Genomic DNA, 17,319 nt, shown 5'->3' with positions numbered 1-17,319 from the left:
TTTTCTTTATCCCGCTAGTCGCGAATGCCTAATGCGATTTTCGCCATACGTGACATACGTTCTTTCGACCACGGTGGATTCCAAACGACATTTACTTCTATTTCATTAACTTCAGGTACGTTCGTTGATAATACTTTTTTAACGTCTGATACGATTTGCCCAGCCATTGGACAACCGATAGAAGTCATAGTCATCGTAATGACAGCATTATTATTTTCATCTGCTGTAACATCATACACTAATCCAAGATTAACGATATCAACACCTAGTTCAGGGTCAATAACAGCTTCTAAATTGGCAAATAATTTATTTTCAAATGCTTCTTGTGACATAAGCAGCCCCTCCTACAATTTAATGATATCGATTCTCATTATAACGGAAATGAGTATAATGTGCAGGAAATGAGCTCAAAAAAATATCCCTCTTTGAAAGGGGGATATTTTTTTGAAAATCTATTCTGTTTTAAAATGAGATACGAGTTGATCTAACTCTTCAACTGTTTGTTTCATTTTTCCAGCAGTTACTGCCATTTCATTCATAACGATAACTTTTTTTTCAGCAGATTGTGCCGTTGCGGCAGTTTCGCTGGATACTTCAGTCGAGATAGAAGCGATGTTATTAAGTGAAGCGTTCATTTCTTCAGCACTGGCAGCCATCTCTTCAGCAGTTGCTGATATATCTTGCATCTGAGTAGATACTTTATTTACTTGTTCTACAATTGTTGAGAAAGAAGTACCAGCTTCACGAATAACATTAATGCCTTCAAATGCTTCAGAACGGCCTTGAGACATCATAGAGCTAGCAGTTTCTGTATCATTTTGAATTTGATGTAGTAATTGATTAATGTCTGTTGCAGCTGTTTTAGATTGTTCAGCAAGTTTTCGAACTTCGTCAGCTACGACAGCAAATCCTTTTCCTTGCTCGCCAGCACGAGCTGCCTCAATAGAAGCATTTAAAGCAAGTAAGTTTGTTTGCTCAGCAATATTAGAAATAGATTGTACAGCAGTATCAATATATTTCGTATGAGTGATTAGACGTTCAACCACTTCTGACGTAGCATTTACAGCTTCGTGTATCGTTGTCATTTGTGAAACAGATTTTTGGATAACGGTACTTCCATCGCTAGCATGTTCAGATGTGGCAACAGCAAGTTCCGCTACAGATGAAGCAGATTCAGCAATACGCTGAACACTTACTGCCATATCGTCCATTGCAGTTGAACTTTCTTCCATACTAGAAGTTTGTGATTGAATACTTGCATTTAAGTTAGACATCGAGCTTTGGACTCTTACTGTCGCCTCACGTGATGTATTCGTTTTTTCTAGCATATTTTCAGAAGCAGTTTGTACTTCCACTGATGTTTTTTGAACACGATTAATGATATGTTGTAGGTTTTCTAACATTTTATTAAATGATGTTGCGATAGCACCGATTTCATCGTTGCTATTTACTTGTAGACGTGCCGTTAAGTCACCTTCTTGAGAGGCTAATTCTTTTAGCTTCGTGTCAATTTGTTGAATTGGTTTCACAAGTTTACCAGAGAACCACCATGCAAGAATAATTGCAGCGACAATACAAATAACAAGTGATAAGAAAATAACATATTCGATTAAGAGTGCAGATTGGTCAATTTTTTCAATAGATTGTTCACGTAATTTAGCTTGTTCATTACTGTAATTGGTGAAGTCACCAATTACTTTATAGACAGTTCCGTTCTCTGAAGAAGCTACTTGTAAAGCTTCTTCCCATTTTTGTTCTTTTGCAAGAGTGAATACTTTTTCCTCAACGAACTTTCTCCAAGTAGACCCTAATTCCATTGTGCTTTTTACGGACGAAGAAGCATTTGGATTAGAAAGAAGTTTATCTTTTGAATCCTCAAGACGTTTACTCATTTCATTAAACTTGTCTAATTCGACTTGATCATGTTGTAGTAAATAACCTCTTAGAGCAGAGAGCTGTACTTGATAAGCGTCTCCACGCTCTTTTAATTCTGTTGCCAGTGGAGAAATTTCTTTTTGTAATGTTTCAGCTTTACGAGATTGGTCAATAGCAAAAAATAAAATAAATGCTAAGGCGATACCGAATAAAGCGCAAATCGTTCCCATCATGAACATAAGTTTTTTTCTGATACTTACAAAATTCATATGATAAAAAGCCTCCTTTGTGAAATCTTAGTATTAGAATTAATAAATGTAAAAAATTGAAAGAAAGCTTTACTCCAGTTGGAATAAAGCTTTCTTATTTCCTTTAGGAATTATAGCAGACGGAATGAGAGATAGAAAGAGATATTTTAAAGTGAAAAAAGAGAGACTGTAAAACTTGCTTTCCTATACCTTTGAGTTCGTGTCATTTTCACTTTAAGCGTTTGTTTTGAAATGAGAAACGAGAAATTCAAGTTCTTGTACGATTGTTTTCATTTCAGATGATTTGTTAGCCACGATACTCATTTTGTTTACTTGATCACCAGCCGAATGTGCTGTTTGTGATGTTTCTGCAGCAACTTCGTTTGAAATGGAAGCGATATTATTTAAAGCTGCATTCATTTCTTCAGAGCTTGCAGCCATCTCTTCAGCATTTGCAGACATTTCTTGCATTTGCGTAGAGACTTTGTTAATGTGGTTAACAATTTCTGAGAATGAAGATCCGGCAGTACGAATAACCGTAATTCCTTCAGAAGCTTCTGCTTGGCCTTGTGTCATCATGTCATTTGCTATTTTTGTATCGGTTTGAATTTGATGCAGTAAATGGTTAATATCAGTTGCGGCTAGTTGAGATTGTTCAGCAAGTTTTCTAACTTCATCGGCAACAACAGCGAATCCTTTTCCGTGTTCACCAGCACGAGCTGCTTCAATAGAAGCATTTAAAGCAAGTAAATTTGTTTGCTCGGCGATATTCGAAATAGATTGAAGTGCAGTATCGATATGATTTGTATGTGTAATGAGTCGCTCAACTACTTGTGAGGTAGCGTTAACAGCTTCGTTAATTGTATGCATTTGTGTAATAGATTTCTCAATGACTTTATTCCCATCATCTGCTTTTTCTGCAGTTGTGACAGCTAAACTAGTAACAGAAGAGGCGGACTCAGCGATACGCTGAACACTCGTTGCCATGTCATCCATTGCGGTTGAACTTTCTTCAATGCTAGAAACTTGTGAACGAATATTGTGTTCAAGAGCATTCATAGTTTCTTGGGTCCTTGCGGTATTTTCCATAGAAGCGGTTGTTTCAATAAATACATTTTCGGAAGCTTCTTTTACACTTGTTGATGTTTGTTGAACTTGTTTTATTATATGCTGTAAGTTAGTGAGCATTTGATTAAAGGAATTTGCAATATCACCAATTTCATCTTTACTCGTTACGTGTAATCTAGCCGTTAAATCTCCATCTTGAGAAGCTAATTCTTTTAACTTCTCATCAATTTGTCGAATTGGTTTAACGAGTTTACCAGAGAACCACCATGCTAATAAAATAGACGTTAATGTACATGTAATGAGTGAGAAGAAAATAATATATTGAATAAGTGATGAAGAAGACTCGACATCAGCAATTAATGCGTCACGTTTCTCATTTTCTTCATTTGTATATTTATTAAAACGACCTAAAAGATCATTTACATAATCTGTTTGTGCTAAAGCAATTCTAGATGCTTCGTCCCATTTTCCTTCACGCGCAAGAGGTAGTACCTCATTATCTATGACGCTACGCCATTTTCCTCCCATTAAAATGGCTTCTTTCATTCCTTCTGGGAGCTTTTTGTCACTTGTTACTTTCTCTCTAGTATCAGCTAATTTTTTCCCTTCTCGGTTGAACTTATCTAATCCTTTTTGATCATGTGATAGCAAATATTCTTGTAAACCAGCAACTTGTCCTTGGAACCAATCGCCACGTTCTTTTAAAATCGTCGCTCTTTTCGATACATCATTTTTTAACGTTTCGATTTCACTTGCTTGATTCATGGCGAATGAAAGAATAACAATAAGAGCAATGCTAAATAAAGAAGAAATGCTTAAGAGTGTAAACAGTAGTTTTTTTCGAATACTAACATATTTCATCGTTACCCCTACCCTCATTTAAACTATTTATTATGATTTATGGATATTTAAAACGAAATTAATAAAAACATTATTATGAAGTTATTAATCTGTTCAATAAAAATTATAGCAGATAATGGAAGGAGTCAGATTGGTATTAGAAAAAGTTCTTAAAATGTATACATTTGCATATCATAAAATTCATAAATAAATATTAGAAATGCTATTGAAATTTGAAATGACATCATGTATACTTCTAATTAGTTGATAACGATTATCAGTATCAACTAAAAAACATTACTCTTCGTTATGTTGGTCATACCCCTTTTTGACGACGTAAGTCAGAGACGAAATGTTGAAATATCTTGTGTCCTATTCTACAGAATTATGGTAATCTCCAACCTCAACTTATATGCGTGAGCATGCAAAAAGGATCCTATCCGTGAAGGGATCCTTTTTTGCATGCTGTTGCAATTATTGTATATAGACCAGGGATACGTTCTTCGATTCCTTCTGGTGCAGTAGAAGGGAAGACCCATCTTTGATGAGATCCATGTTCTTCAACTAGTTTTTCAATTTTAAAACGTTCTTCCGCAAGTGTTGAAATGATTTCTCCTAGCGTCCAGCGACGGATGGTTGTTTTAGGTAGCGATTCTTTCTGTGCTTCTGTAAGAAGGATGCTATAAGCAACATCATCTTCAATTAATTCTTCATCGAAATAATTTCCACTTGCTCGAAATGAGGGATGGTCTACTCCTAATAGCTTTGTGTATATTGGATGGTAATCGCGAAGGATAAGTATTCCACCTGGCTTTAGTAGTTGAGAAATTTTTTTGAAAAGTGGTTTTAAATCTAGAAAGTAATGAAGTACACCAAGCTCCAGTAATACGATATCAAATGATTTGGAGAGATTTACATCTAGTACATCAGAAACGATGTAATGAATAGAGACGTCTGCGGCGGCAGCAAGTTCATTTGCATATTTTGCATTACTTGCTGAAATATCAACAACTGTTACGTCAGAGCCTAAAAGGGCGAGAGCAACAGCTTTATTTCCTTTTGAGCCGAGTAAATTAATAATACATTTTCCTTTTGGAGATTGTATGTAAGGTAAATAATGTGCTACTTCGCGTGTGGGATCTTCCATGATTTTTTTCGCATAATCCTCCGGTGCCCCGTGGCGATTCGTCCAAGCTTCATAAGCAGCTGTATTCCAGCTTTTTTCATTTATAGTGCTTAGTTGTTTTTGGTTCAATGTTATCACTCCTTTTGTGAACGTATAGGTATTCGGCGGGAGGATGGGATTTCCTGTTTTTTTGATTTGAAGTTTGATTTTTCTGTTAGTTAGTCGTAAAATACGTGTTATACGTAAAAGCGTTGAAAAGGAAAAGTAGGATGAACACATTCTTTCCAGAGAGCTTCGGTAGCTGAGAAGAAGCAAGAATATTCATTTGAACAATGGCCTTTGAGCTTCGTCCTGAACTTATCAAATGATAATAGTAGGCGGCGACGAGAGTTGGTACTCGTTATCAAAACCACAGTATAAGAGCATAGAGCTCCGTACTTGTTAAGGCTAATTATGTGAGTGATTGGCGAAATAAGGTGGTACCGCGACTGTTTATACAGCCCCGCCCTTATCTTTTTTAAGATAGGGGCGGGGCTTTTTATATTTTAAAGGAGGAATATAAGATGAGTATTTTTATTGGAGGCGCTTGGCCGTATGCAAATGGTTCGTTACACCTTGGCCATATTGCGAGTTTATTACCTGGAGATATTTTAGCGCGTTATTACAGGGCAAAAGGTGAGAATGTGCTGTATGTTTCAGGGAGTGACTGCAATGGAACACCGATTGCAATTAGAGCAAAACAAGAAGGTGTGACAGCAAAAGAAATTGCTAATAAGTATCATGAAGAATTTCAGCGATGTTTCCGTGATCTCGGTTTTACGTATGATTGCTATACACGTACCGATAGCGAGCATCATCATGAAACTGTTCAAAAAGTTTTTTTACGTTTATTAGAAGAAGGCTATATTTATAAAAAAACAGTGGAACAAGCGTATTGTGAAACGTGTACGCAGTTTTTACCGGATCGTTATGTAGAAGGAATATGTCCATATTGCCATGAAGCAGCAAGAGGAGATCAATGCGATGCTTGTTCTGCTATTTTAGATCCTCTTGATTTGTTAGAAAAGAAATGTAAGTTATGTGGTAGTACGCCATCTGTAGAGGAAACAGAGCATTTCTATTTTGCATTGCATACATTTCAGGAGCAAATTAAAAAAGTTGTAGAAATCGCAAAAGAAAAAGGAACATGGCGCGACAATGCGATTCAACTAACAGAGAGATATGTAAAGGAAGGATTACTAGATAGGGCCGTATCACGTGATTTACCAATTGGGGTACCAATTCCAGTAGAAGGGTATGAAGATAAGAAAATTTACGTATGGATTGAAGCAGTAACAGGCTATTATTCAGCAAGTAAACATTGGGCTGAAGAAACAGGAAAAGATGATCAAGAGTTTTGGAATAGCGATGCGCAAACATATTATGTACACGGCAAGGATAATATTCCATTTCACTCCGTCATTTGGCCAGCGGTATTACTTGGAATAGGGGAAGAAGCAATCCCGCGTCATATCGTTTCGAATGAATATTTAACAGTTGAAAAAAGAAAATTATCTACAAGTAAAAACTGGGCAGTATGGGTGCCTGACATATTAGAACGCTATGATTCAGATTCTATCCGTTACTTCTTAACAGTAAATGCACCAGAAAATCGTGACACTGATTTTTCATGGCGTGAATTTATTTACAGTCATAATAGTGAATTGTTAGGAGCATATGGAAACTTCGTGAACCGCACATTAAAGTTTATTGAAAAATATTATGATGGCACTGTACCAAAGGGGACTATTGATATAGAGCTGAAAGATAAAGTAGAAGGATTATATAAGCGTGTAGGAGAGGCGATTGAGCAAACTAAATTTAAGGTGGCGCTAGAAACAATATTTGATGCAGTACGTTTTGCAAATAAATATTTTGATGAAAAGCAGCCTTGGAAACAAAGAGAAGATGCTCCAGTTTCATGTGAAGAAACGATTTATAACTGTGTGTATCTTATCGCTAATTTTGCAAATCTCCTTGAACCATTTTTACCATTTTCAAGTGAAAGAGTTAGAAGCACATTGTCGATTATTAAACGAAATTGGGAACCGCAAAATACGTTGCCAAGTAGAATTGATAGCGTGCAGCCACTATTTGAGCGAATCGATGTAAAACAAATTGAGCATGAGGTAGGGAAGCTATATGGAGCGGTAAAGTGAAATATAGAAAAAGACCTTTCAAGTAAATGAAAGGTCTTTTGTTATGCAGTATGATTCTCTTTCTTATCTTTCAAAAAGAAAAGTACGGCAAGGATTACAAGAATAATAGCTGCAATATCATACGTTATTTTAAATGTAGTATTAAAGTTTAAGTACTCTACGAAAGGAGTTTTCACTGCTCCTGCATATATACAAACGGGAATGAGAAGTAAATCGTAAAATTTCTTTTCTTTCATATATCTTATTAGGAAGAAGATACACATAATAGCAAAAAATATGATGCTTAAAATAGTCATTTATACCTCCAGATAAATTTACTTATTTTAATTGCAGTTATATCTTTTATATAAATTCTGTATTTTTTCAAGCGCTATGCACGCGATTGTGTTTCCTTTCTTTCCTAGCCGTAAGCAGCTGAGGAGTGAAAATCCCAACCAATATAAAAATAATTCCAATCCACTGCATGAACGTTACGACTTCATGTACAAGTGTAATAGAAGCGATAATAGCAGTTGGTAATTCAGCTGCACCTAATATTGTACCAAGTCCGGTTCCTACTTTCGGTACGCCAATTGAAAAACAAATGACAGGTACGACAACACCGAACAAGCCGAGGAAGAAAGCATATTTCCATAGGCCAGCTTGCAAAGCACCGTCTGTTAAAAAGGTTGGCGGAAAGAATAGGCATACGATAAGAGTAGCACTTGTTGTCATAAGAAAGCTTTTCGTATAAGGCGGAACATCGGTAGCGACGCGCCCGCTTGCAAAAACATAGAACGAAAAAGAGACTGCAGCTAATAGTCCAAAGATAATCCCTTTCGTAGAAAAACTTTGTCCGAGGCCTTCAAATACACCACCTGCAAACAATGTACCAGCAAATAAAATAAGGATAGATATGATCTTATCGCGGCTTGGAAAGGTTCGATTTGCAATCGCTTCGATAATGACACCAATCCAAGTGAACTGAAAGAGTAGGACGACAGCGATAGATGCGGGTAGTTCTTCTACAGAAATAGCGTAGAAAATCCCAGTCATACTCATTGTTGTTCCGACGGTTAGTAATGAAAAGAATTGTTTTTTTGTTACTTTATGACGCGAAAAGAAAAGAACGAGTAGAAATAGTCCAATCCATCCGAAGACATATTGTCCCCCTAATAGTTGATGTGCTGAAAATCCATTTATGAATCCGAGTTTGAAAATAGTTGAAAGTATGCCGTAGCTGCAAGCACCGAATAAAACGAGCAATGAATATTTAAACTTATCCATAAAAAATCCTCCTTTTAAGTAATAAAAAACGCCCGCTATCCAAATAAGGATAACGGGCGAACGAAACAGAGTAAGATACTCTACAAAATTCCGCCACTCACACATGAAGTATGAGTTTGGGGTATGTAATTATAGTGAATGTTACATTGCTTTTGGGAATACAATGGAGCATTTTACACCTTGAGCTGTGTTTTGTATCCCGTAAGGAAACTGATGTTTATCTAATATTTGTTTCACGATATATAATCCAAGACCACTACCTTGTACTAAACCGTGTTTATCAGGGTTTGCGCGATAGAAAGGCTCAAATAAATGAGCAAGTTTATCTTCATCAATTTGTGAACCTGTATTCAATACTTCTAATGCGTAACCGTTTGGTTTTTCATAAAGCTTTATATATACGTGCTGATGGTCAATTGTATAATGAATTGCATTTGAAATAATGTTAAAAATAGCAGTTTGAATAAATTTAGGATCAGCTAAAATTTGTACGTCGTGTTTAATATTAGATTGTACATTTAATTGTTTTACAGATACAAAGTAATCTACTTTCTTTATAACATCCTCAATAATATTAGATAAAGAAATGACTTCTAAATTCGGTTTAAATTGAGGGTTTTGTATTTTGGATAATTCCGACATTTTTTCCGTTAATATGTTAATGTCTTGCATCATCTCGTAGGAACGTTTCAAATACTTATCTCTATCTTTATAAGCTCCAATTCCGTGAATCATGCCATCTAGTTGTCCCATAACGGCTGCGATGGGTGTTTTTAATTCATGGGATACCATAGACATAAATTCTTTACGAGATTGTTCTAATTGTTGTTCCTTCTTGAGCTCATTTCTTAAATCTTGATTGCTTTCATGTAAATTCTTCACAATATTTGGTACTTGTGAAGCGGCTACTGACAAATTAAAATCTGTTTGATCTGTATTTTTGTTAAGTAGCTTTTTATCTGAGAAATCAAGATTCATAATATCTTTTAAAGCATCGCTCATATATTGAAAAGGTTTAGCAATTAGTTTTGCGTACATTAAAGATCCGAGTAGAGATAATGCAAGCATTGTCGCGCCAACCTGTGGAGCTAACTGCTGCAACGCATCTGCTAACTTTGGATTATCATTTGTATCATTTGTTTTACTTGCTGCATTTTGTGTATGTAAGGCATCATTATTAGCGGCTTTCTTTTCTGCTTCTGTAAGCTGATTAGAAGTGCTATTTTTCCCCGAAAGGTTTTGTGTATGTTCTTTTGCTTTTGCAGTTTGGCTAGGCTGCAAAAGGTGATTGATAGCTGCAGAAAGAGATTTATAATCTACAATAGAAGATTGGAAATTAGAAATGTTCCCTTCTGACACAGCTTTATTTTGATTCGTTTTACTTTGATCGTTTTGCTTATCTGAATCCGCCTGTTCTGTAGTCGGCGTTCCATTTTCTTTCGCAAAACGTTCTTTATCGTAGTTTGAAGCTAGAAAGTAAATAATTTGATAAAGACAAAGTGATAAAAGAATACAAAATAATAAGGTTTTGATGAAAATATTTTTGGTGATGTTGTCTTTACTACGATTCGATTTTGTAGCCAATACCTTTCACCGTTTTAATATAAGTAATTCCTAATTTTTTTCTTAAGTTTTTAATATGTGTATCTATAACTCTTACATCACCATAATGTTCATAGCCCCATACCTTATTCAACAAATCACTTCTTGATAATACTTTTCCTCGATTTTGCAGTAAAGTATAAATAATTTCAAATTCTTTTGTTGTCAATTCAATTTGATTACCATGAACATAAGCTGCATATGCTGTAGAGTTTAACATCAATTCATGGAATTGTAGTATAGTTGCAGCTTCTGCTTCCTTCGTTGCTGCCCTTCTTAATACAGCCTCTACACGCTTAATAAATACAGTGTAATGGAACGGTTTCGTAATATAGTCATCAATACCTAACTCAAATCCTTTAATTTCACTTTCTTCATTATGTAAGCCTGTTAACATAATGATTGGTACATCAGATTGTCCTCGCATAATTTTACAAATACTATAGCCATCTATATCTGGTAACATTACATCGAGGAGGACAAGATCATATGAATTTTTTTGGAAAAGAAGAATACCTTCTGTTCCAGCACCAACTACATCAACGGTAAAGTTTTGTGCCATTAGAAATTCACGAATAAGTTCTTGTATATCTGGGTTGTCTTCAATCACCAGTATATGCGTCATAGTAACACCTCCTAAATAACGCTTTTTACTGCAATATTCGAATTCATCATTTTTCGAGTGACTCAGATTGTTTATACATATAATAAGCCCCCGCTATAAAATAATCATGAAGGTAGCAAGGGGAATAGTTTAGTGTTACTGAATAGTTCAGAATTACAGTAGTTCTATTATAGTATGTATTATAAAATTTATAAAACATTATAACTGTATAATTTTAATATCTACGTTTATCAATGTTTAGATATTAGCTAATCAAATCTATTCCTATTATATATGTAAATACAGTTGTTTTGCTACTGTAAATGAATAAATAAAATAAGCCAAGACATAAAATTCTTGGCTACACATAAATCTTGTTTTTAGGCTATTTGACAGTGACAGTAGCTTGCTGCTGAACGCGCTCAAATAACCAGTGTATATCATTATTATACATACGAATACAACCAAGTGTTGTCCATTTGCCGATTGCTTGATTATTGTTAGTTCCGTGAATCGCATAAGTTGTTCCGTAAGTTCCTGCCATATTTAATCCAAGCCAACGGTCACCAAGTGGATTACGTGGATCCCCGCCTTTAATTTTGCCTGTATAATAAGGGCGGTTTTTAATTTTATTTACGATTTGAAAAGTGCCTTTAGGTGTAGGCGTTGCAGCTTTTCCAGTAGCGACAGTAAAACTTTTTATAAATTTTCCATCCTGATAATAATCCATTTTATTTAACTGAGTGTCTACGATTAATTGATCTTTCGTTGTAGCGGCCTCTGCGCTAGCGAATGGAAGAGTTAAAAATCCTAATGATAATAGTGCGCTTAATAATAATTTTTTCATTGTTATTCTCCTTTTACTATCGTAATAGTCTTACATACAATGAAGTTGTAATCCTCGTAATGCTTTATTTACATTTTCATCTAATGTTTCAAAGAATGTAGTGATTTTGCTGTTGTGTTTGTTGTTTTTATCAATAAGTAATCTTTCGTTTAATAAAAGCTCACCACGTAGTCCAAAACTTTGAACTTGAATATTTAGCTCATCTTCATTTTCAGAAATAATTGGTAAGAAATAGTGAAAAGCTTTCGTTGGAATGATGTAGCTTTTGCCAATCATGCTTTCTTGGTTTGAGTTAGTCCATTTTTTCGTGACAATTTTAATATTCTTTTTTGAAACGATAAAAGATAGTGTTGTAGATTTTGTTAAACTTACGTCAAATTCACTTGTTTCACATATGTGTAAATTAAAAACGGTTTCATTTTGATGAGATTCAACATTTGTATTAATAAAATCGTGCATTTTATATGCTTCCATTTCGTATTCACCCTTTTTTCAATTTCGAAAAACGACTTATATTTATTCAAATTAATGCTTAGTCATATATTAGTTAAATTTTTCAACAAATTCCGATATAATCTTACAATACGTATATGAAGCTAATATGAAGTTAGCATGAGTTTGTGGTGGTTTTTTATTGAGAACAAAATAAGAAAGGTTTTCCAGTGTTAAAAAATGGATAAAATTTGCATATTATTAATGCGTCTTTTTGTTATTTCGACTTAAAAAATGCTTTTAGCTACTTAATAAAGAACGGAAATCATTAGTGTGACCCTTACAAAAATGTAATAAAAATGTAAGCTATTGTGATAGTTATTTCGACAATTTTTTTATACAATAATAGTAAGAAGTTGTACGTGATTGAAAGGAGAGATGACATGGAATGGATTCATGAATTATTTCAGCAATACGGGTACTATGTTGTACTTGTAGGTTTGCTGTTAGAATATATTGCACTTCCGTTTCCGGGAGAGCCAACGTTAGCATATGCGGGATTTTTAGCACATAAGGGTGATTTAAGTTTACCGATTTTAATTATTCTATCCTTTATTGGGACAAGTGTAGGAATGACGATTCAATACTTTTTAGGAAATAAATTAGGTATGCCTTTCATTCAAAAGTATGGGAAATACGTATTTTTAACACAAAGAAAAATTGACTTAACGAGAATGTGGTTTGATAAGTATGGGTACTTCCTGATTTTTATTGGTTTCTTTATTCCTGGTGTACGTCATTTCACAGGATACTTTGCAGGAATTATTAATTTACCATTCCGTCGTTTTGCCATTACAATTTATTCAGGCGCTCTATTTTGGGTATCATTCTTCTTAATCGGTGGTTACTGGTTAGGTGGAAACTTACATGATATCTTTGGAGTGCTAGAAGGTCATATCGGTAAAATCATTTTTGGAGTTATTGTGATTGTAGCAGTTACGTTAGGTATTCGTTTCCGTAAGCAGTTAAAACGAGTATTACTACAAAACGCAAGTTAATATGAAATCCATTCTATGTCAGAATTTAGGAAGTCAGTGCAAAAGCACTGACTTTTTTATTTTTAAGACTATGTTTAATGCACATTTTACATTCTTTATAGGAATTTGATACAGGATAAGAAATAAGTATCTTGTCAATTATTATAGTCGTAATGACAATTATAATTGACAAAGATAAGGATATTATTTACAATTTTAATTAAATAAATGAAAAAGAGGGAAGACATGAAGCTTCAAAATCGAGTGAGGGAATTGCGAGCAAAGCATCGTTTATCACAAGGGGATTTAGGGAAAGCGATTGGATCATCACGGCAAACGATTAGTTTAATTGAGCGCGGGGATTATGCACCATCTATCGTATTGTCGTTAAAAATTGCACAAATTTTCAATGTACCGGTGGAGGAAATATTTACGTTAGTAGAGGGGGAAGAGGACGATGAAGAGTAAGAGTAAGCGAAAAAAACAATTTGATTCTGTGGGGAAAATAGCATTAAGTATGATAGGAGGCTTTTTAACGTCTTATATAGCTTTAAATTTACTCTCGGATGAACCGAGAAAATTATCATCCAATACATTTATAGGTATATGTACTATTTTTGGAATTTTAATGATGTACTATACTTGGAAGAATACACGTATGTTAGCAGAGGCACGCGATGAAGAAGAGAGCGTACAAGGCAGAAAATTAGGCATTATAAGTATATATTTACGTGTAGGTGATATAGTTACGCAGGCATGGTTTGTATATGCAGTTATTACATGTAGACGTGCACTGTTGCAGGATACAAATGTTTCATTTGCGGTGTGGAATTTAGTAGCTTCTATTGTTTGTTTAACTACTGTAGTAACTATCGGACTCATAACAAAAAATCGTTATAACAAGCTATATCCTGAACAAGGTGTAACGTATATGGAATCTATGAAAATGTGGACGAAAAATGCAGATGAAGGATTAAAGCACATTGTGCATGAGGCTGGATATAAAGCGTATGAATTTACGAATACAATATTGGCATATGTATGGTGGGCTGCCGTTATATATACAGCTGCTAGTGATATCGATTTTGTGTTAATTGGTTTAATCTCATTTATTTGGATATTGCATCTCGGGAAGTTCATGTACGAAATGCAGAGAAAAATGATTTATTAAGGGGAGAAAAAGGTGGATATTTTAAGAAGGCCAGCTGGCTCAATGACAGTGGCGCTAATTCTGTCCATTTTATACGGAGTAATCCGAACTGGGAAATTAGAAGTAATTTTGAACCTATGGGCAATAGTTGGAATTTCATTGTTAGTGTTAGCCATTCATGAGCTAGGACATGTAGTATTTGGTGTAATAGGTGGTTTAACATTTAAATTTATGACAGTAGGACCCATTACTATTCAAAAAGAAAAGGGAAAATTACGCATTCGAGAAAATAAATTATGGGCGTACTTTGGAGGCGTTGCAACACTAGTACCACCTTCTATAGAGACACCGAATCTTTCGAAAAAATGGGCGTGGCTCACTTTAGGTGGACCGATTACGAGTTTACTATTTGGTATTACTTCCGGTTACATATACATGGTGAGTTATTATCAATATCTTTTATATTTTTCCTTTTTCCATTTTGCAATCTTTGTGGTTACAATTGTGCCGATAAAAGGAATGCTTATGAGTGATGGGATGCAATTTCTTATTTTAATTAAAGATGATGAAAGAGCTAGAAATCACTTATATGAGATTCAAATATCGAGTGAGTTATTTAGTTATAAAAGACCGAAAGATTGGGATGAAAGATTAGTAGAATTGAGTGAGGAGAAAATAAAAGAGAATAAAGGGATAAGAGAGATAATGAGTAGACTTATGCTCGTCTTTTTTGCTCGTGCAGATCAAGAGGGGATGGAAAGAGCGATACCGTATATAGAACGAATTGTTCAACTACCTGTAACGAAAGAAAATAAGTTTTTCGTTAGTAGTTTTCATAGTTGGTACCTTTTATATAAAGCCCTTTATCAGATGGATAGTCTTTCTTTGCAAGAAGCAAAGGAACATGCAAAGGCTATTACAAAAATGGACCTAAGTGGATATTACCGTACACAAGGGATTATTAAATATGTAGAGGGCAATATGGAAGCGTCCCGTACTTATATGAAGAAAGCTGATCAAGAATTAAAGAGCGCCGAGAAGAGTGAAATGGGATATTTACAATTAGAAAGAGAATGGTTTAAGCAGCTGAAAGAGAGGGTATCTTACGATGGGTGAGGTATCCTCTTTTTTATATGTCATCTTATGCCGTTCCATAAACAGCCTAGGGCGAGTAAAATGAGATAAGAAGAGCAAAGCTTGGAGGAAGTAAATATGGAAATCTTATCAATTATTTTGATAGTCTTGCTCATTTATGTTGTTTTTAAAGTGGCATATGTAGCATTAAAGATACTCGCGATCCTATTAATTATCTTTTTAATCGTAGAGTTCGGCAGTAAGTTGCTTGGGGGATAGGGTATGTTGTGCGTTTTGAGTGTCGAAGGATGTCGGTAAATCGATATCTTGTGTCGAAGCGTCGATATAATGAAAAAATCGTTGATATAAGTGGAGAAACGATCGATATATTTGAAAAATCGTTGATATATTTTAGTGAATACGAAGTGGGGTATATGGAAAAGAAGTTGCCGTGAGGGTAACTTCTTTTTATCGTGATGCGGGGATATGCAAACCAACATAAAAAAGCTGGAAGAGTATCTTCCAGCTTAAGAGTTACTTTCGATTTGGCGACCGCTATCTTCTTCATTGTCTTGTAATAGGTTGAATACGTCTGCTAGGCAGAATGCAATGAACCAAGTCCATAGACCGTGGAAGAAAGCTGAGCTTAATTGAAGTGGTAATGTATAGTTTGTCATTGAGTAGGAAATACATCCACCAACGATTCCGATCATTGTTAATAACATTGTTTTTTGAGCGTTTTCTTCTGGATTGAAGAGGAAGTAAATGTATCCGCCTAAAATTGAAGCGCTTACAAGTGTTTCGATTCCATTAAAAATGATATTCTCTCCAAGCTGTGTGTTTGTCCAGAAGCAGATTGTTCCGCCGATAATAGCAAACAGGACAGCTATTGTATATCGTATATATTGATTCATATGTTCATCTCCTTATGTAATAAGATGATTTGGAAGTCAAAAAGGTAGGTATAGTATATTGAAGTGAGTTTTAATTGTACGTATCTTTTTATAAAAAGATCATTGAAGAGTAACTAAGATGATCGGTTGTTTAAACCGTTACGTGTATGGTGTCTGAAATATACCCGACTGCTCGTTTCTTTTTGCTTGTAAAATAAGAGAAACTTCCAAGTCTATATACTCTTTTTTTGTGAGTCTGCTTTCATTATAACACATTTAGAGACATAATAATAGAATTATCTGATTTTGTAATAAGTGTAAAAAATAAAAAGCGCAAGGAAATACCATTAACGGTGCAGTTTAGTGGAAGAAGGATTTTAATTTATTATGATGAAATATGTAATAAAGGTGAGATCTAAGAAGGAGGCTTAAATACTATAAAAAATGTTTTATAGTATGAATGTAAGGGAGGAGAGCTAACTTGGAGTTCACAACAGAAAGATTAATAATTAGACCTTTTAAGAGTACTGATTTACAGGATGTATTTGTTATTTATAATAGTGATGATACATGTAAGTTCCTATTACATAATAAGTGGACTCATGAAGACATGCAGAAAAGATTTAATAAGAAGTTAGCAAATAATGTACTTACTAAAGAATCAATATTAAGTTTGGCAGTTATATACAAAACTAAAGTAGTTGGTGATTTATCCGTATGGTACACAAATATGAAAGACACTGTTGAGATTGGTTATAGTTTTTCAAATGAAGTAGCTGGGAGAGGTTTGGCGACAGAAGCAGTAAGTAGTTTGGTATTGAAATTATTTAATGAATTTAATGTACATCGTATACAGGCTAATCTTGATGCACGTAATACAGCTTCACAAAAATTGTGTGAACGAATAGGCATGAGAAAGGAAGCCCATTTCATACAAGATTTTTGGAATAAAGATGAATGGACAGATAGTATTGTATATGGGATGCTATCCTCCGATTTGTAGTAATAAACTTAGTGATTTTATTATGCTAAAAGGTACGTGAGTTGAATAACAAAGGG

The 17,319-nt window shown here is 34.6% G+C and carries 18 protein-coding genes and 1 other annotated feature; of the genes, 7 read left to right on the top strand and 11 right to left on the bottom strand.

Annotated elements, in window-relative coordinates:
- Positions 1-14: 14 nt before the first annotated feature.
- The 4 genes from MHH27_RS26145 to MHH27_RS26130 form a co-directional block, all read right to left on the bottom strand.
- A complete protein-coding gene (locus tag MHH27_RS26145) occupies positions 15-332 on the bottom strand; it encodes a metal-sulfur cluster assembly factor (protein ID WP_000076418.1) in 318 nt (105 codons plus the stop codon).
- A gap of 120 nt (positions 333-452) precedes the next feature.
- On the bottom strand, positions 453-2,144 hold the full coding sequence (locus MHH27_RS26140) for a methyl-accepting chemotaxis protein (protein ID WP_001012193.1): 1,692 nt from the start codon (positions 2,142-2,144) through the stop codon (positions 453-455).
- Positions 2,145-2,357: 213 nt separating this feature from the next.
- Positions 2,358-4,052, bottom strand: a complete 1,695-nt coding sequence (locus MHH27_RS26135) for a methyl-accepting chemotaxis protein (RefSeq protein WP_340944568.1) — start codon at positions 4,050-4,052, stop codon at positions 2,358-2,360.
- A gap of 415 nt (positions 4,053-4,467) precedes the next feature.
- Complete coding sequence (locus MHH27_RS26130; protein WP_097821522.1) at positions 4,468-5,286, bottom strand: class I SAM-dependent methyltransferase; 819 nt, start codon at positions 5,284-5,286, stop codon at positions 4,468-4,470.
- A 113-nt stretch (positions 5,287-5,399) separates the two neighbouring features.
- Positions 5,400-5,670, top strand: a binding site (T-box leader).
- Between the two features lie 50 nt (positions 5,671-5,720).
- On the opposite strand from MHH27_RS26130, the gene metG reads away from it, so the two are divergent.
- A complete protein-coding gene (gene metG, locus MHH27_RS26125) occupies positions 5,721-7,355 on the top strand; it encodes a methionine--tRNA ligase (protein ID WP_097821521.1) in 1,635 nt (544 codons plus the stop codon).
- A gap of 41 nt (positions 7,356-7,396) precedes the next feature.
- Here the strand turns inward: metG and MHH27_RS26120 are convergent, their stop codons facing one another.
- From MHH27_RS26120 to MHH27_RS26095, 6 genes are all read right to left on the bottom strand, one after another.
- A complete protein-coding gene (locus tag MHH27_RS26120; protein ID WP_000154123.1) occupies positions 7,397-7,651 on the bottom strand; it encodes a hypothetical protein in 255 nt (84 codons plus the stop codon).
- Positions 7,652-7,718: 67 nt separating this feature from the next.
- Positions 7,719-8,621, bottom strand: coding sequence for an EamA family transporter (locus MHH27_RS26115; RefSeq protein WP_000357148.1), 903 nt, complete (start codon positions 8,619-8,621; stop codon positions 7,719-7,721).
- A gap of 141 nt (positions 8,622-8,762) precedes the next feature.
- Positions 8,763-10,205, bottom strand: coding sequence for a sensor histidine kinase (locus MHH27_RS26110; protein ID WP_000201961.1), 1,443 nt, complete (start codon positions 10,203-10,205; stop codon positions 8,763-8,765).
- Entirely contained in the window at positions 10,183-10,848 is a 666-nt protein-coding gene (locus tag MHH27_RS26105) for a response regulator transcription factor (RefSeq protein ID WP_000148834.1), read from the bottom strand. Before MHH27_RS26105 ends, MHH27_RS26110 begins: the two co-directional genes overlap by 23 nt.
- A gap of 364 nt (positions 10,849-11,212) precedes the next feature.
- Entirely contained in the window at positions 11,213-11,674 is a 462-nt protein-coding gene (locus MHH27_RS26100; RefSeq protein WP_000735058.1) for a L,D-transpeptidase, read from the bottom strand.
- 30 nt (positions 11,675-11,704) lie between these two features.
- Positions 11,705-12,148, bottom strand: coding sequence for a DUF3978 family protein (locus MHH27_RS26095; RefSeq protein ID WP_000388762.1), 444 nt, complete (start codon positions 12,146-12,148; stop codon positions 11,705-11,707).
- A 401-nt stretch (positions 12,149-12,549) separates the two neighbouring features.
- Between MHH27_RS26095 and MHH27_RS26090 the strand changes: the two genes are divergently transcribed.
- From MHH27_RS26090 to MHH27_RS26070, 5 genes are all read left to right on the top strand, one after another.
- A complete protein-coding gene (locus MHH27_RS26090; protein WP_000454754.1) occupies positions 12,550-13,164 on the top strand; it encodes a DedA family protein in 615 nt (204 codons plus the stop codon).
- Positions 13,165-13,389: 225 nt separating this feature from the next.
- Complete coding sequence (locus MHH27_RS26085) at positions 13,390-13,611, top strand: helix-turn-helix transcriptional regulator (RefSeq protein ID WP_000776168.1); 222 nt, start codon at positions 13,390-13,392, stop codon at positions 13,609-13,611.
- A complete protein-coding gene (locus MHH27_RS26080; protein ID WP_075719344.1) occupies positions 13,601-14,314 on the top strand; it encodes a DUF3169 family protein in 714 nt (237 codons plus the stop codon). Before MHH27_RS26085 ends, MHH27_RS26080 begins: the two co-directional genes overlap by 11 nt.
- A gap of 42 nt (positions 14,315-14,356) precedes the next feature.
- Positions 14,357-15,409 carry a cytochrome c oxidase subunit II gene (locus MHH27_RS26075; protein ID WP_053565466.1) on the top strand — a complete coding sequence of 351 codons (1,053 nt, stop codon included), beginning with the start codon at positions 14,357-14,359 and terminating at the stop codon, positions 15,407-15,409.
- Positions 15,410-15,505: 96 nt separating this feature from the next.
- Entirely contained in the window at positions 15,506-15,646 is a 141-nt protein-coding gene (locus MHH27_RS26070) for a DUF3985 family protein (RefSeq protein ID WP_000404758.1), read from the top strand.
- Between the two features lie 248 nt (positions 15,647-15,894).
- Here MHH27_RS26070 and MHH27_RS26065 read toward each other — a convergent pair whose 3' ends face one another.
- On the bottom strand, positions 15,895-16,281 hold the full coding sequence (locus MHH27_RS26065; protein WP_001077773.1) for a DUF3938 domain-containing protein: 387 nt from the start codon (positions 16,279-16,281) through the stop codon (positions 15,895-15,897).
- Between the two features lie 460 nt (positions 16,282-16,741).
- Here MHH27_RS26065 and MHH27_RS26060 point away from each other — a divergent pair, with 460 nt between their 5' ends.
- On the top strand, positions 16,742-17,263 hold the full coding sequence (locus tag MHH27_RS26060; RefSeq protein ID WP_000397315.1) for a GNAT family N-acetyltransferase: 522 nt from the start codon (positions 16,742-16,744) through the stop codon (positions 17,261-17,263).
- The last annotated feature ends 56 nt before the right edge of the window (positions 17,264-17,319 follow it).

The organism is Bacillus sp. FSL L8-0152 (assembly GCF_038006365.1).
Lineage (GTDB): Bacteria > Bacillota > Bacilli > Bacillales > Bacillaceae_G > Bacillus_A > Bacillus_A cereus.
Note: the sequence above shows the minus strand (reverse complement) of the source record. Positions and strands in the feature narration are given on the sequence as shown.

Coding starts and splice junctions, on each gene's coding strand:
- MHH27_RS26145 (WP_000076418.1), bottom strand. CDS start 332: ATGTCACAAGAAGCATTTGAAAATAAATTATTTGCCAATTTAGAAGCT.
- MHH27_RS26140 (WP_001012193.1), bottom strand. CDS start 2,144: ATGAATTTTGTAAGTATCAGAAAAAAACTTATGTTCATGATGGGAACG.
- MHH27_RS26135 (WP_340944568.1), bottom strand. CDS start 4,052: ATGAAATATGTTAGTATTCGAAAAAAACTACTGTTTACACTCTTAAGC.
- metG (WP_097821521.1), top strand. CDS start 5,721: ATGAGTATTTTTATTGGAGGCGCTTGGCCGTATGCAAATGGTTCGTTA.
- MHH27_RS26120 (WP_000154123.1), bottom strand. CDS start 7,651: ATGACTATTTTAAGCATCATATTTTTTGCTATTATGTGTATCTTCTTC.
- MHH27_RS26115 (WP_000357148.1), bottom strand. CDS start 8,621: ATGGATAAGTTTAAATATTCATTGCTCGTTTTATTCGGTGCTTGCAGC.
- MHH27_RS26105 (WP_000148834.1), bottom strand. CDS start 10,848: ATGACGCATATACTGGTGATTGAAGACAACCCAGATATACAAGAACTT.
- MHH27_RS26100 (WP_000735058.1), bottom strand. CDS start 11,674: ATGAAAAAATTATTATTAAGCGCACTATTATCATTAGGATTTTTAACT.
- MHH27_RS26095 (WP_000388762.1), bottom strand. CDS start 12,148: ATGGAAGCATATAAAATGCACGATTTTATTAATACAAATGTTGAATCT.
- MHH27_RS26090 (WP_000454754.1), top strand. CDS start 12,550: ATGGAATGGATTCATGAATTATTTCAGCAATACGGGTACTATGTTGTA.
- MHH27_RS26085 (WP_000776168.1), top strand. CDS start 13,390: ATGAAGCTTCAAAATCGAGTGAGGGAATTGCGAGCAAAGCATCGTTTA.
- MHH27_RS26080 (WP_075719344.1), top strand. CDS start 13,601: ATGAAGAGTAAGAGTAAGCGAAAAAAACAATTTGATTCTGTGGGGAAA.
- MHH27_RS26075 (WP_053565466.1), top strand. CDS start 14,357: ATGACAGTGGCGCTAATTCTGTCCATTTTATACGGAGTAATCCGAACT.
- MHH27_RS26070 (WP_000404758.1), top strand. CDS start 15,506: ATGGAAATCTTATCAATTATTTTGATAGTCTTGCTCATTTATGTTGTT.
- MHH27_RS26065 (WP_001077773.1), bottom strand. CDS start 16,281: ATGAATCAATATATACGATATACAATAGCTGTCCTGTTTGCTATTATC.